This window comes from Pseudomonas sp. FR229a (assembly GCF_030209115.1).
In the GTDB taxonomy this organism is placed as follows: Bacteria; Pseudomonadota; Gammaproteobacteria; order Pseudomonadales; family Pseudomonadaceae; genus Aquipseudomonas; species Aquipseudomonas moraviensis_A.
Genome location: NZ_JARVSP010000002.1, coordinates 71,407 through 85,254 on the forward strand (window position 1 = coordinate 71,407; position 13,848 = coordinate 85,254).

The 13,848-nt window shown below is 60.2% G+C and carries 12 protein-coding genes; 7 read left to right on the plus strand and 5 right to left on the minus strand.

The genetic code is table 11. The features are described from left to right. Positions 1-16 precede the first annotated feature (16 nt). Both htpG and QRN33_RS01690 read left to right on the plus strand, forming a co-directional pair. Complete coding sequence (gene htpG, locus QRN33_RS01685) at positions 17-1,921, plus strand: molecular chaperone HtpG (RefSeq protein ID WP_285406428.1); 1,905 nt, start codon at positions 17-19, stop codon at positions 1,919-1,921. Between the two features lie 69 nt (positions 1,922-1,990). Continuing rightward, positions 1,991-2,719, plus strand: coding sequence for a dienelactone hydrolase family protein (locus tag QRN33_RS01690; RefSeq protein WP_285406432.1), 729 nt, complete (start codon positions 1,991-1,993; stop codon positions 2,717-2,719). 538 nt (positions 2,720-3,257) lie between these two features. On the opposite strand, the gene QRN33_RS01695 is transcribed toward QRN33_RS01690, so the two are convergent. Then, positions 3,258-4,124 carry a pirin family protein gene (locus QRN33_RS01695; protein ID WP_285406435.1) on the minus strand — a complete coding sequence of 289 codons (867 nt, stop codon included), beginning with the start codon at positions 4,122-4,124 and terminating at the stop codon, positions 3,258-3,260. A 61-nt stretch (positions 4,125-4,185) separates the two neighbouring features. Beyond that, positions 4,186-4,602, minus strand: coding sequence for an OsmC family protein (locus QRN33_RS01700; RefSeq protein ID WP_042607595.1), 417 nt, complete (start codon positions 4,600-4,602; stop codon positions 4,186-4,188). Positions 4,603-4,731: 129 nt separating this feature from the next. Between QRN33_RS01700 and QRN33_RS01705 the strand changes: the two genes are divergently transcribed. After that, positions 4,732-5,778: an amidohydrolase family protein gene (locus tag QRN33_RS01705; protein WP_471890840.1), complete on the plus strand. Its 1,047-nt coding sequence runs from the start codon at positions 4,732-4,734 to the stop codon at positions 5,776-5,778. A 139-nt stretch (positions 5,779-5,917) separates the two neighbouring features. Continuing rightward, positions 5,918-7,543 (plus strand): methyl-accepting chemotaxis protein, encoded by a 1,626-nt coding sequence (locus QRN33_RS01710; RefSeq protein WP_285406441.1) that lies wholly within the window; start codon positions 5,918-5,920, stop codon positions 7,541-7,543. A 240-nt stretch (positions 7,544-7,783) separates the two neighbouring features. On the opposite strand, the gene QRN33_RS01715 is transcribed toward QRN33_RS01710, so the two are convergent. The 3 genes from QRN33_RS01715 to purM are packed head-to-tail and all read right to left on the minus strand — an operon-like array spanning position 7,784 to position 10,214. After that, positions 7,784-8,497, minus strand: a complete 714-nt coding sequence (locus QRN33_RS01715) for a DUF3108 domain-containing protein (RefSeq protein WP_016773693.1) — start codon at positions 8,495-8,497, stop codon at positions 7,784-7,786. Between the two features lie 8 nt (positions 8,498-8,505). Next, complete coding sequence (gene purN / locus QRN33_RS01720; protein ID WP_065615123.1) at positions 8,506-9,156, minus strand: phosphoribosylglycinamide formyltransferase; 651 nt, start codon at positions 9,154-9,156, stop codon at positions 8,506-8,508. Then, on the minus strand, positions 9,156-10,214 hold the full coding sequence (gene purM, locus QRN33_RS01725; protein WP_016773695.1) for a phosphoribosylformylglycinamidine cyclo-ligase: 1,059 nt from the start codon (positions 10,212-10,214) through the stop codon (positions 9,156-9,158). Before purM ends, purN begins: the two co-directional genes overlap by 1 nt. Before the next feature lie 373 nt (positions 10,215-10,587). On the opposite strand from purM, the gene QRN33_RS01730 reads away from it, so the two are divergent. The 3 genes from QRN33_RS01730 to hda all read left to right on the plus strand — a co-directional run bounded on the left by QRN33_RS01730 (position 10,588) and on the right by hda (position 13,666). Then, entirely contained in the window at positions 10,588-11,646 is a 1,059-nt protein-coding gene (locus QRN33_RS01730; RefSeq protein WP_285406468.1) for a DUF2066 domain-containing protein, read from the plus strand. 35 nt (positions 11,647-11,681) lie between these two features. Beyond that, positions 11,682-12,755, plus strand: a complete 1,074-nt coding sequence (locus QRN33_RS01735) for an AI-2E family transporter (protein ID WP_042607601.1) — start codon at positions 11,682-11,684, stop codon at positions 12,753-12,755. 206 nt (positions 12,756-12,961) lie between these two features. Beyond that, positions 12,962-13,666, plus strand: coding sequence for a DnaA regulatory inactivator Hda (gene hda, locus QRN33_RS01740; protein WP_007919828.1), 705 nt, complete (start codon positions 12,962-12,964; stop codon positions 13,664-13,666). The last annotated feature ends 182 nt before the right edge of the window (positions 13,667-13,848 follow it).

Here is a 13,848-nt window from a genome sequence, read left to right on the forward strand (position 1 = left end):
TTGGAGTTTGATGACCATGAGTGTGGAAACTCAAAAGGAAACCCTGGGCTTCCAGACCGAGGTAAAGCAGCTGCTGCACCTCATGATCCATTCGCTGTATTCGAATAAGGAAATTTTCCTGCGCGAATTGATCTCGAACGCCTCTGACGCTGTCGACAAGCTACGCTTCGAAGCTCTGGCCAAGCCTGAGTTGCTCGAAGGTGGCGCTGACCTGAAAATCCGTGTGAGCTTCGACAAGGACGCCAAGACCGTCACCCTCGAAGACAACGGTATCGGCATGAACCGTGACGATGTGATCACCCACCTGGGGACCATCGCCAAATCCGGCACCGCCGATTTCATGAAAAACCTGTCCGGCGATCAGAAAAAAGATTCGCACCTGATCGGCCAGTTCGGTGTGGGCTTCTACTCGGCGTTCATCGTTGCCGACAAGGTTGATGTCTACAGCCGTCGCGCCGGCACCGATGCCAGCGAAGGCGTGCACTGGTCGTCGAAAGGCGAGGGCGAGTTTGAAGTCGCCACCATCGACAAGCTAGAGCGCGGCACCCGCATCGTCCTGCACCTGAAGTCCGGTGAAGATGAATTCGCTGATGGCTGGCGTCTGCGCAATATCATCAAGAAGTATTCCGATCACATCGCTTTGCCGATCGAACTGCCGAAGGAAGTTACCCCGGCCGAAGGCGAAGAGGCTCCTGCCGTTGAATGGGAAACCGTCAACCGCGCCAGCGCCTTGTGGACCCGTCCGCGCACTGAGGTGAAGGACGAGGAATACCAGGAGTTCTACAAACACATCGCTCACGACTTCGAGAATCCGCTGTCGTGGAGCCACAACAAGGTCGAAGGCAAGCTCGAGTACAGCTCGCTGCTGTACGTGCCGGCCCGCGCGCCGTTCGACCTGTACCAGCGTGAAGCGCCGAAGGGCCTGAAGCTGTACGTGCAGCGTGTGTTTGTAATGGATCAGGCCGAGTCGTTCCTGCCGCTGTATCTGCGCTTCATCAAAGGCGTGGTCGATTCCAATGACCTGTCGCTGAACGTGTCGCGGGAAATCCTGCAGAAAGACCCGATCATCGATTCGATGAAAACCGCGCTGACCAAGCGTGTGCTCGACATGCTGGAAAAACTGGCGAAGAACGAGCCTGAGCAATACAAGGGCTTCTGGAAGAACTTCGGTCAGGTCATGAAAGAAGGCCCGGCAGAAGACTTCGCCAACAAAGAGAAAATTGCCGGTCTGCTGCGTTTCGCATCGACCCAGGGCGACGACGGCGAGCAGGTTGTCGGTCTGGCTGACTACCTGGCACGCGCCAAGGAAGGTCAGGACAAGATCTACTACCTCACCGGCGAAACCTACGCGCAGGTCAAGAACAGCCCGCACCTGGAAGTCTTCCGCAAGAAAGGCATCGAAGTGCTGCTGTTGACCGACCGCATCGACGAGTGGCTGATGAGCTACCTCAGCGAGTTCGACGGCAAGACCTTTGTCGACGTGGCGCGTGGTGACCTCGATCTGGGCAACCTGGACTCGGAAGAGGACAAGAAAGCTGCAGAAGAAGTCGCCAAGTCCAAAGAAGGTCTGGTCGAGCGTCTGAAAACCGCACTGGGCGATTCCGTGGCTGAGGTGCGTGTATCCCATCGTCTGACCGATTCGCCAGCCATTCTGGCCATCGGCGAACAGGACCTGGGCCTGCAAATGCGCCAGATCCTCGAAGCCAGCGGGCAGAAAGTCCCGGATTCGAAGCCGATCTTCGAATTCAACCCAAGCCACCCGCTGATCGAGAAACTCGATGGCGAGCAGAGCGAAGAGCGTTTTGGCGATCTGTCGCACATCCTCTTCGATCAGGCCGCCCTGGCTGCGGGCGACAGCTTGAAGGATCCGGCCGCTTATGTGCGCCGTCTGAACAAGCTGCTGGTTGAACTGTCGGTTTGATCACGTTGTAGGAAAAACCCGCTTCGGCGGGTTTTTTCGTTCTGGTGTCTACCCAATCAGGAGTCAGAAATGAGCCAAGTCACTGTACGTTCCGTGGTCTATCAGATCGACGGCCAAGCCTATGAAGGTCGCCTTGCCTTCGACGCCGAGCACAAGGCCGCGCGCCCGGGTTTGCTGATGGCGCCGAACTGGATGGGCGTCAGCGCCGGTGCCGAAGACATCGCCAAAGCGGTGGCCGCCGAGGGTTACGTGGTACTGATCGCAGATGTCTACGGCCAGACCGTGCGTCCGCAGAATGCTGATGAGGCGCTGGCAGCGATGATGCCGCTCAAGGACGACCGTGCGCTGCTGCGCAAACGTCTGCAAGTGGCCTTCGAGCAATTGCAAAGCCAGGGCGAAGCAACGGTTGATACGTCGAAACTGGCGGTGTTCGGTTTCTGCTTCGGTGGTTGCTGCGCGCTGGACCTGGCCCGCACTGGCGCGCCTGTGAAAGCGGCGGTGTCATTCCACGGCACGCTGGATTCGCCGAATCCGGCGGATGCGCAGAACATCAAGGGCTCGGTGCTGGTGCTGCATGGCGCATCCGATCCGTTGGTGCCGAAGGAGCAACTGCCGGCGTTCGAAGATGAAATGAACGCGGCGAACGTCGATTGGCAACTGCTCAGCTACGGCGGTGCGGTGCACTCGTTTACCGATCCGCACGCCAACGTGCCGGGCAAAATGATGTACGACGCAAAGACCGCCAAGCGCGCGTTCAAGTCGATGCATGATTTGCTGGATGAAGTGTTCAACGGCTAAAAGCGAAAAGCCCCTCACCCTAGCCCTCTCCCGGAGGGAGAGGGGACTGATTGGGGGATGCTCGGGAGTGACGTCGACCTGAACGTGAATAGGCGAATCCATAATCGCCGGGACTTTTCAGGTCTTTGTATGACGCAAGCCAGCTCGTTCGGCTCCCTCTATTTCTGGGAGAGGGGACTGATTGGGGGGGCTCGGGATTCAGGTCGATGTATGACGCAAGCCAGCTCGTTCGGCTCCCTCTACTTCTGGGAGAGGGGACTGATTGGGGGGGGCTCGGGAGTGACGTCGACCTGAACGTGAATAGGCGAATCCATAATCGCCGGGATTTTTCAGGTCGATGTATAACGCAAGACATCTCGGTCGGCTCCCTCTCCCTCTGGGAGAGGGGGCTGATTGGGGGGTGCTCGGGAGTGACGTCGACCTGAACGTGAATAGGCGAATCCATAATCGCCGGGACTTTTCAGGTCGATGTATAACGCAAGACACCTCGGTCGGCTCCCTCTCCCTCTGGGAGAGGGCTGGGGTGAGGGTAAGCGGCCTAGCGCGGTAGTTCGATCCGCTCGACTTCCCCCGGCACCGTCGGCCAGTCCTTAGCCGCCCACTTCCGCCTGGCTTCATCAATCGCCGCCGGATCACTGGCGACGAAATTCCAGTTGATCCGTCTCGGACCGTCCAGCGGCGCACCGCCGAACACCACCGCGTGCACATCGCTTTCAGCAAACAGACTCATTGCTTCGCCAGCGGGCAACACCACCAGCGCATGCGGCTCAACCGCCTCGCCATTCAACTGCGCATCGCCGCTCAACACATACACCGCGCGCTCTTGATGCTCGGTCGGAATCAGCAGTGTGGTCGCAGTCTGCATTTTCACTTCGGCATACAGCGTAGGAGAAAGCACCGGCACTGGCGATTCCAGGCAAAAACCTGACCCGGCAATCATCCGAATCTGCACGCCAAGGTTATCGCTGACCGGAAGTGTCGCAGCCGGGTGATGGCTGTAATGCCCCGGGCCCTGTTCGTATTCCCTGGGTGAGGCCAGCCAGACTTGCAAGCCATGCAAGGTGAAGGTCTCGGCAAGCAGCGGCGCAGGGGTGCGCTCGACATGGGCGATGGCGCTGCCAGCGGTCATCCAGCTGACATCGCCAGCACCGACCACCTGATCGGAGCCAAGACTGTCTTTGTGCTGCAGTTGCCCTTCGAACAAATAGGTCAGGGTCGACAGACCGATGTGCGGGTGCTGTCGGATGTCCATCCCTTTGCCCGTCGGATAAATCGTTTCGAGCATGTGGTCGAAAAACACGAAAGGCCCGACGTTGCGGCATTTGGCTGACGGCAGCGGGCGCAGGATCGGCTGGCCTTCGACGTCTTCGGCGCGTGGGCGGATGATCAGGAGTGGCATGTCCATGGTGCATTCCAGGCTGAGCGGGTGATGCCAGAAGCATAACCCGCCGCTGGCATCGGGAGGATTATTGGCTGTCGAAGCCTTGTGGCGCGTGGGTTTCGATGCTGACTTCGCTGGTGGTCATCAGCTTGTGAATCGGGCAGCGATCGGCCACACGCAGCAGTTCCTCGCGCTGGGCGTCGGTCAGTACGCCTTTGAGCGTCAGGGTGACGTGCAGGGCGTATTTGCCTTTCTGCTCTTCGCTGTTGTCGCGCTTGACTTCGACACCCACGCCGGTGAGCGGGATGTCTTTTTTCTTCGCGTACATTTTCAGGGTCAGCGCTTTGCAGGCACCGAGAGCGGCATCGAAGTAGTCGTGCGGCTCCGGCGCGGTGCCTTCACCGCCGGCGGTTTTCGGTACGTCGGCAAACAATTCGTGATCGTCGATCTGGACGGTATGACGAAAACCTTCGGCAGAGACGGTATTGACGGTGACAGTCATGGAAACCTCACAGGCGGCAGGAAAAATCGTTCGATCAAAACAGACCTTGCAGTTATAGAGCATTCCCGGCAGTCGGCGTTCCGCTTTTCGGCAGGGATGAACCCTTGTCATTCGGGCGCGGTCTAGGCTATGCCCATCTGCCGGAGATTACTTGTGTCCTTGTCTCGTCTGAGTCTTGCCTGTCTGCTGCTGTTCGCTGGAAGCGCGGGCGCCCGCGAATACACCTACAGCGATGCGCACCTGCATTACGTGGATTTTTTCCAGGAAAGCGCCGGCATGCAGAAATTGCTTACGGCCATGAAGGAAAACTCCATCGAGCACGTGATGATTTCCGGCATTCCCGTGGCGAAGAAATGGCATGAAGACGAACCCAAGCGCCCGCGTTACTACGCCGGTGATGACGCCGATGCCTATTGGTACAGCGCCACTGACGTGATCATCGCCGACGCGGTGCAGAAACTCGCGCCGGAGCAGCGCCAGTACTTTCATCCGTTCCTGTCCGGCTTCAATCCCAACGACAAGAACTCCGCTGCGCACATCCAGCGCATGCTCGACCTGTATCCGGGGTTGTGGCAGGGCATCGGCGAGGTGTTTACCCGGCACGACGATCTGACGGCGCTGACCTCCGGCGACACGCCCCGGGCCAACAACGAGGCAATGACCAAGATCTATCACCTCGCCGCGGAAAACGATCTGCCGGTGATGCTGCATTCCAACATCACCTCCAAGCGTGAGAAAAATCCGCTGTACCTGAAGGAAGTGGAAGAGCCGCTGCGCAATCACCCGCACACACGATTCATCTGGGCGCATGCCGGTACCAGCGCCGAGATTCATCGGCATCAAACCCAGTTGCCGTTCTTGTTGCCAACCCTGACGCGCATGCTAGAGGCCTATCCGAATCTGTTTATCGACCTGTCGTGGAGCATGCTCACGCCGTACCTGTTGGACGAGCAGGGCAAGCCGCGCGCGGAATGGCTGGCGCTGGTGGAGAAATACCCCGAGCGCTTCATGCTGGGCTCTGATGTCGTAGGACGGTTCAACAAGCTCGGTAAGGAGATGCACGCTTACCGCCCGTTCCTGGATGCCTTGCCGGAAGGGGTGGCGCGTAAAGTCGCTCGTGACAACTTCCTGGCCATACTGCCCCGCGATCCAGGCAGAACCGCTGGTCAGCGCTGAAACGTCAAGGCCAGGGGTTCGAACTAGCCGCTCGTCTGCCTATCGCCTTTTCGTCTTACGCAATTTTCTTGCAATGCCGATACCTTCTAAAGCAACCCGCTGCAGGCTGATGCAGCGCTTTTTGGAAGGAGCCAGTGTCATGAATATCCGTAGTCTCAATATTGCCCCGCGCGCCGGTCTGGGTTTCGGCCTGCTGGCCTTGATGGTGTTCGCCCTTGGGGCGTTCGCCTTGCTGCAAATGTCGAACATGCGTGCGCAGTCCGATGAAGTCGACAACAACTGGCTGCCAAGCGTGATGGCGGTCGGGGAAATGAGTCAGGACATGCTGCGTCTGCGCGCATTGACCATGCGCCTGTTGCTCAACCGTGACCCCAAGGCACTGGAGCAGAACGTCGCCAAGCTCAACGAACTGCGCAGTGGCTTGAGCGAAGCGCAGCAGCGCTATGACCGGTTGATCGCCTTGCCTGAAGAGCGCGCGCTGTTCGATCGCTTCAAGGTTGCCGAGCACAAATACCTCGAGCTGCAGGCACAAGTCCTACAGCTGTCAGCGCAGAATCGGGTCGCTGAGGCGTCCACGATTCTCAATGATCAGATGAGTCCACTGGCCGATGAGATTGCCGTGACTCTGCGCGATCTGGTCGAGATGAATAAACACAACGCCAACCTGGCCACCGAGGCTGCACGGTTGGTGTTCAGTCAATCGCGGGTGTGGGTCGGGGTGATGATCGCCATGGCCGCACTGATCACCATTGGCCTGGCATTGCTACTGACACGCAGCATCGTCGTGCCATTGTCGCAATCGCTCAGCGTGGCTGAAGTGGTGGCCAGCGGGGATTTGACCGGTGATATTCACATCGCAGGCAAAGACGAACCGGCGCGCTTGCTGCAAGCGCTGAAAAGCATGCAGCACAATCTGCGCGACACGATCCGGCGCATCTCCGAGTCGTCCACGCAACTGGCCTCGGCGGCCGAGGAGTTGAGCAGTGTCACTGAAGACGCCACGCGCGGTCTGCACCAGCAAAGTCAGGAAATCGAGCAGGCCGCCACTGCGGTCAATCAGATGACGGCTGCGGTGGAAGAGGTGGCGAACAACGCTGTCGCCACGTCCGAAGCTTCCCGCGAATCCGACCGCATCGCCCGGCAAGGGCGCGAGCAGGTGCAGCAGACGGTGACGTCGATCGAGTTTCTCGCCGGTGACGTCACCAACAATGCGGCGCAGGTCGAGGCGTTGGCGCAAAAGGTTCATGGCATCAGCAAAGTGCTGGATGTGATTCGCTCGATTGCCGAACAGACCAATCTGCTCGCCCTCAACGCCGCGATCGAAGCGGCGCGCGCCGGCGATGCCGGGCGTGGCTTTGCGGTGGTTGCCGATGAAGTGCGCGCGCTGGCTCATCGCACTCAGCAGTCGACTCAGGAAATCGAGCAGATGATCGGCGGGATCCAGCAGGGCACCGATTCGGCTGTCAGCTCAATGCAGCAAAGCAACGCACGGGCGCGTTCGACCCTGGAATTAGCCAAGAGCGCAGGTTCTGCTCTGGAGGAAATCGCCTCGGCGTTTACCTTGATCAACGAGCGCAACCTGGTGATCGCCAGTGCCTCGGAAGAACAAGCCGCGGTGGCGCGCGAGGTGGATCGCAATCTGATGAACATCCGGGATCTGGCGATGCAGACCTCGGCGGGAGCCAATCAGACCAGTGCGGCGAGTCAGGATCTGTCGCGTTTGGCAGTGGATCTGAATGGGATGGTGGCGCGGTTTTCTGTCTGAGTTATTGCCTGCAAAAGCCCCTCAGCCTAACCCTCTCCCGGAGGGAGAGGGGACTGATCGTGCGATGCTTTGGAATCCATATTCGACTCGGTTTCTCAGGTCGATGGATAGCGGCAGATACCTCGCTCGGCTCCCTCTCCCTCGGGAGAGGGCTGGGGTGAGGGGTAGGGCTGCCGCGCAGTATCGTTGAGCAGATAAACAAAAGCCCCGCATTCGCGGGGCTCTTTGTTCTGCTATGGATCAGCTGCCTTTGACAGTCTTGCCGTTGACCGTGCCGTCCTGGAGCATGATGTTGTACTCCTTGCCGTCAGTCTCGACCTGCTGCAGACGCACCAACAGGTAATCCCAATCCTTGGCGAACCACAGCACGGTGATGCGCTTGCTTTGTGTCGGGTCGCGCACGCGTTCGACCTTGATCGCGTCGATCTGGCCGGCCTTGGTGTCGACCTTTTCCGAACCCAGTACGCGGAAGTCGTAGGTATCGACTTCGCCATCATCGACGACCTGATAGCTCATGCTTTTCTTGCCGGCGGCGACGTCATGTTGCAGCGCCAGCTGGTAGGTCGACTTGTCGACCATGCCACGGTTCAGCGGGATCTTCACCGCGTCGCCACGGTCGGTACCGGTCACCAGTTTGTTGGCCCAGTCGAAGTCCAGATCAGCCTTTTTCGCTTTGCCCAGACCGCCGCGTTCGAAGTGGTAGGACTGCGGCAGCAAGGTGTCCTTGTCCAGCTTCAGGGTGCTTTCTTCGGTCAGGCTGGCGATCATCATCGACGCCTTGAAGCTGAGTTTCCAGACGCCGTTGGCTTCCTTGGTCAGGCTGCGTTCGGCGGTGCCGCTCATGGGCAGCTGCTTCCAGTCGGCGGTGTAGCTGGCGGAGAACGGTTGAAGGTCCGCTGCCTGCGCGAAGGGCAGGGCGAGCAGAGCGCAGGCGAAGAGCAGGGCGCGACGCATAATATCTCCTAGTTTCGAATCAAGTGGCCGCTGGCGGCGAGTAGCTGGCCGTCGAGTAAAGCACCCTGGTCTCCGAGTGTCAGTCTGCCTTCGGCAAACCAGCGTACCGCCATCGGATAGATCAGGTGTTCCTGAACGTGGACTCGTTGCGCCAGACTCTGCGGCGTGTCGTGCAACTCTACCGGTAATACTGCCTGTACGACCAGTGGTCCGCCATCGAGTTCCTCGGTGACGAAGTGTACGGAGCAGCCATGTTCCGTGTCGCCGGCCTCCAGCGCGCGCTGATGAGTGTGTAACCCTTTGTATTTGGGCAGAAGCGACGGGTGGATGTTGAGCAGGCGACCCTGATAGTGGCGAACGAAATCAGCGCTGAGAATGCGCATGAAGCCGGCCAGTACCACGAGTTTCGGGTTGAATTGGTCGATCAGTTCGATCAGCGCGGCATCGAAGGCCTCGCGGCCCTCGAATGCCTTGTGATCCAGCGAGCGGGTGGCGATACCCGCGTCGCGGGCGCGTTGCAGGCCGTAGGCGTCGGCGCGGTTGGAAATCACCGCAGCGATGCGGACCGGGCTGTCGCCGGTCCGCGTGCTGTCAATCAGAGCCTGCAAGTTACTGCCGGTGCCGGACAACAGCACCACGACATCACAGGGCTTTGGCATCAGTGAGCCTTGAGATTCTTCAGCTCGACCTGCGCAGCGCCTTCGGCGGCCACGGCGATCTGACCGATGACCCAAGGCTGCTCGCCGGCGTCACGCAGGGTGTTCAGGGCAACTTCGACGTGCTCCTGAGCCACGCAGATGACCATGCCGACGCCGCAGTTGAGCACGCGGTGCATCTCGGTTTCGTCAACATTGCCTTTCTCTTGCAGCCAGTCGAACACGGCCGGGCGAGTCCAGCTGGCCACATCAACTACAGCCTGAGCGCCTTTTGGCAGTACGCGCGGGATGTTGTCGAGCAGGCCGCCACCGGTGATGTGGGCCATGGCCTTGACCGCGCCAGTGTCCTTGATCAGCTTGAGCAGTGGCTTGACGTAGATGCGGGTCGGGGCCATCAGCAGGTCGGTCAGCGGTTTGCCGTCGAGCTGGGTGTTCTCGATGTCGGCGCCGGAGACTTCGATGATCTTGCGGATCAGCGAGTAGCCGTTGGAGTGCGGGCCGGACGATGGCAGGGCGATCAGGGCGTCACCGGTGGCGACTTTCGAGCCGTCGATGATTTCCGCTTTTTCCACGACGCCGACGCAGAAGCCGGCCAGGTCGTAGTCTTCGCCTTCGTACATGCCTGGCATTTCAGCGGTTTCGCCGCCGACCAGCGAGCAACCCGACAGTTCGCAGCCAGCGCCGATGCCGGTCACTACTTGTGCAGCAGTGTCGACGTTGAGTTTGCCGGTGGCGTAGTAGTCAAGGAAGAACAGCGGCTCGGCGCCGCACACCACCAGGTCGTTGACGCACATGGCGACCAGGTCGATGCCGATGCTGTCGTGCTTGTTCAGGTTCAGCGCCAGACGCAGCTTGGTGCCGACGCCGTCGGTGCCGGAGACCAGCACCGGCTGCTTGTAGCCGGCCGGGATTTCGCAGAGGGCGCCGAAACCGCCCAGGCCGCCCATGACTTCCGGGCGCGCAGTGCGCTTGGCGACGCTCTTGATGCGTTCGACCAATGCTTCACCGGCGTCGATGTCTACACCGGCGTCCTTGTAGCTCAGGGAGGGTTGCTTGCTCATGATCCAGGCCTTTAGGGGAGGGGATTCAGGGGGTAACGACCGAGTCCAGCGGGAACGTCGAACTCGATGGGCGATCGCCTCACGCGAGTTTCGAGGGGCCCGGCTGTTGCCGGTCTGCGAAGGCGCGCGATTTTATCAGGCTTGAGGGGCAGCGGCCATCCTCGCACCGACGGGCAGGGCCATATCGGCGGAAATTTTTTGCAATCGCAGGGGATGACTGCCTGTATAAGGTGTGGCGATTAACCGTCTATCGTTAGGACTGTGCAAAAACTTACCGCTACCGTGTGAATGTTTTGCCAGAGGAGGGGGTCACAGCCTTGCTCAAACGGTTCACGCGGCGTGTTCCAGCCGCTCCTGTCGACGGGAATTTTCCATGCGTTTTTGTAAATTTTTATTTGTGGGCTGCCTGACACTGGTCAGCCTGGCGAGCCATGCCGAAAACCTCAAAGGCCTTTATCAGGTGCGTCAGCCGGTCAACGGCCAGGCTGCGCAAGAGCGCGATCGCGCCACGCAGGCAGCGCTCGATACCCTGGTGCTGCGCCTGACCGGCGACCCGAAAGCCGCGCAGAGCCCGGGGCTGGCACCGATCCGCAAGGACCCGCAGCAGATCATCAGCCAGTTCGGTTTCGATGCCGGCCCCCCGGAAGTGCTGAAAGTCGATTTCGATCCGGCAACCACCGAGCAGGCGTTGCGCCGCGCCGGGCTGCCGGTGTGGGGCGCCAGTCGGCCGTCGATTTTGAGCTGGTGGCTGAACGATTCGACTGAAGGTGCGAGTCTGGTCGGTGACGGTCAGGCCGCTGCCTCAACGTTGCGCACGGCTGCGCAACATCGCGGTTTGCCACTGCGTCTGCCGCTGGCGGATCTCAGCGAACAACTCGTCGCCACTGCGCCGGCGCTGGAAAGTGCTGATCCCGCGCCCCTGCGCAGTGCTTCGGAACGCTACAACGCTGACGCCTTGCTCGCGGTGCATGCCCGTGAAGAGGGCGGGCAATGGCAGGCGAAATGGCGGCTGTGGCTGGGCGATCAGAAAGAGGCCGGCAGCGTGCAGGGCGCCGACCAGGCTGCGGTTGCCGATGCGGTGATGCTGGCGGTGGCCGAGCGTCTGGCGCCGCGATTTGTCGCCAAGCCCGGCGCATCGGGTCAGCAGACTCTGGAAGTGCAGGGCATGAATCTGGAGCATTATGCGGCGCTGTTGCGGTTACTCGAACCGTTCGGCGTGCGTCTGCAAAGCGTGCAGGGCGATCGCATCGTCTATCGGGTCAATGGCAGCGCCGATCAGTTGCGCGCGCAATTGTCGCTGGCGAAGTTGCAGGAGCTGCCTGCCGAGGCGCCGGTTCCAGCGGCACCTGTGCAGCCAGCCGTCGAGGGTGCGCCTGCGGTTGCAGCGCCAACCCCGGCAGCGGTGGCACCGTCGTTGCGGTTTCGTTGGTAAGTCTTTTCCTTATATAGAAGCATCAGGAGTGGTAAATGGCCGATACGCGGCGTTGGTTCTGGCTCGGTGGGGTAATCCTGCTTTGCGCGTTTGTATGGTTGCTGCACCCGATCCTCACGCCGTTTCTGGTCGCGTTGTTGCTGGCTTATCTGTTCGATCCGCTGGTGGATCGCCTGGAGCGGCTCGGTTTGTCGCGAACCTGGGGCGTGATTGCCGTATTTGCCTTGTTCACCCTGATCGTCACCGCGTTGATGCTGGTGCTGGTGCCGATGCTCGCCAAGCAATTGCTGCGTCTGTACGAACTGGCGCCGCAGATGCTCGACTGGTTGCAGCACACCGCTGTGCCATGGGCGCAGGCGAAACTGGGCCTGTCGGACGGTTTCTGGAAGTTTGACAAGGTCAAAGCCGCAATCAGCGAACACATGGGCCAGACCACCGACATCGTCGGCGTGGTGCTGAGCCAGGCCACGGCCTCGAGCCTGGCGCTGATCGGCTGGCTGGCGAATCTGGTGCTCATCCCGGTAGTCAGCTTCTATCTGTTGCGCGACTGGGACGTGATGATGGGCAAGATCCGCAGCCTGCTGCCGCGTGATCGCGAAGAACGCGTGGTGGCGCTGGCGGGTGAGTGCCACGAGGTACTCGGCGCATTCGTGCGTGGCCAGTTGCTGGTGATGGTTGCGCTGGGGGTGATTTACGCGGCTGGCCTGATGATCGTCGGTCTGGAGCTGGGGCTGTTGATCGGCCTGATTGCCGGTCTCGCGGCGATCGTGCCGTACATGGGCTTTGTCATCGGCATCGGTGCGGCGTTGATCGCCGGGTTGTTCCAGTTCGGTGGCGATCTGTACCCGATGGTCGGGATTGTCGCGGTGTTCATGGTCGGTCAGGCGCTGGAAGGCATGGTGCTGACGCCGCTGCTGGTCGGGGACCGAATCGGCCTGCACCCGGTGGCGGTAATCTTTGCCATCCTCGCGGGTGGCGAGCTGTTCGGGTTCACCGGCGTGCTGCTGGCGCTGCCGGTGGCGGCGGTGATCATGGTGCTGGTGCGGCATGTCCACGTTCTGTACAAGGATTCCGAGATCTACAGCGGCGTCGACGAACCCGAGCTGTGATGTCGCGGGCAGCCGGGCCTTTGGCCGGGCTGCCCGGTGTCGTACGGGCGAGGGCGCCAGAGAATCCGTCACAAAACCGGTGCGTCAACGCAAACCTTTGATTTTGCTTGGAGTCTGTCGCATTGTGCGCTCAGCCTCACGGGTATAAACTTCGCAAACTTTACACAGAGGCCACTAACGGTTCCTTTGAGAACTGTTCAGTCAGCATGAAACCGATTCAGCTGCCCCTAGGTGTGCGTCTGCGTGACGACGCCACCTTCATCAACTACTACCCAGGCGCCAATGCCGCTGCACTCGGCTATGTCGAGCGTCTCTGCGAAGCCGACGCCGGGTGGACGGAGAGCCTGATCTACCTGTGGGGCAAGCACGGTGTCGGGCGTACGCATCTGTTGCAGGCAGCGTGCCTGCGCTTCGAGCAGATGGGCGAACCGGCGGTGTATCTGCCGCTGGCCGAGTTGATGGACCGCGGCGTAGAAATCCTCGACAACCTTGAACAGTACGAACTGGTCTGCCTGGATGATTTGCAGGTGATCGCTGGTAAGGCGGACTGGGAAGAGGCGATGTTTCATCTGTTCAACCGTCTGCGGGACAGCGGCCGGCGCCTGCTGATCGCTGCATCCACTTCACCACGCGAATTGCCAGTGAAGCTGGCTGACCTGAAATCACGCCTGACCCTGGCGCTGATTTTTCAGATGCGCCCGCTTTCCGATGAAGACAAATTGCGTGCGCTGCAATTGCGCGCCTCGCGTCGCGGTCTGCACCTGACCGATGAAGTCGGGCATTTCATTCTGACTCGCGGCACGCGCAGCATGAGCGCGTTGTTCGATCTGCTCGAGCAGCTCGATCAGGCCTCTTTGCAGGCGCAACGCAAGCTGACCATTCCCTTCCTCAAGGAAACTCTGGGCTGGTGATGGTGGGCTTTTGCCAGCTTTCAGGCGCCAGAAAATCCCCCTGCGAGCGGCGATTGGCCGGCCAGGCAAGTTAAGCGCTTAGATGTAAACGCGAAACCGGGAAGTCACATAAAGTTCGATTGAATTTGCAAATGAGGACGATAGCGGGCATAGTCTCGGCTTCTTTACAACTATCAGCCACG

Coding starts and splice junctions, on each gene's coding strand:
- hda (WP_007919828.1), top strand. CDS start 12,962: ATGAAACCGATTCAGCTGCCCCTAGGTGTGCGTCTGCGTGACGACGCC.
- QRN33_RS01730 (WP_285406468.1), top strand. CDS start 10,588: ATGCGTTTTTGTAAATTTTTATTTGTGGGCTGCCTGACACTGGTCAGC.
- QRN33_RS01690 (WP_285406432.1), top strand. CDS start 1,991: ATGAGCCAAGTCACTGTACGTTCCGTGGTCTATCAGATCGACGGCCAA.
- purN (WP_065615123.1), bottom strand. CDS start 9,156: ATGCCAAAGCCCTGTGATGTCGTGGTGCTGTTGTCCGGCACCGGCAGT.
- QRN33_RS01735 (WP_042607601.1), top strand. CDS start 11,682: ATGGCCGATACGCGGCGTTGGTTCTGGCTCGGTGGGGTAATCCTGCTT.
- QRN33_RS01700 (WP_042607595.1), bottom strand. CDS start 4,602: ATGACTGTCACCGTCAATACCGTCTCTGCCGAAGGTTTTCGTCATACC.
- htpG (WP_285406428.1), top strand. CDS start 17: ATGAGTGTGGAAACTCAAAAGGAAACCCTGGGCTTCCAGACCGAGGTA.
- QRN33_RS01705 (WP_471890840.1), top strand. CDS start 4,732: ATGCCCATCTGCCGGAGATTACTTGTGTCCTTGTCTCGTCTGAGTCTT.
- QRN33_RS01715 (WP_016773693.1), bottom strand. CDS start 8,497: ATGCGTCGCGCCCTGCTCTTCGCCTGCGCTCTGCTCGCCCTGCCCTTC.
- purM (WP_016773695.1), bottom strand. CDS start 10,214: ATGAGCAAGCAACCCTCCCTGAGCTACAAGGACGCCGGTGTAGACATC.
- QRN33_RS01695 (WP_285406435.1), bottom strand. CDS start 4,124: ATGGACATGCCACTCCTGATCATCCGCCCACGCGCCGAAGACGTCGAA.
- QRN33_RS01710 (WP_285406441.1), top strand. CDS start 5,918: ATGAATATCCGTAGTCTCAATATTGCCCCGCGCGCCGGTCTGGGTTTC.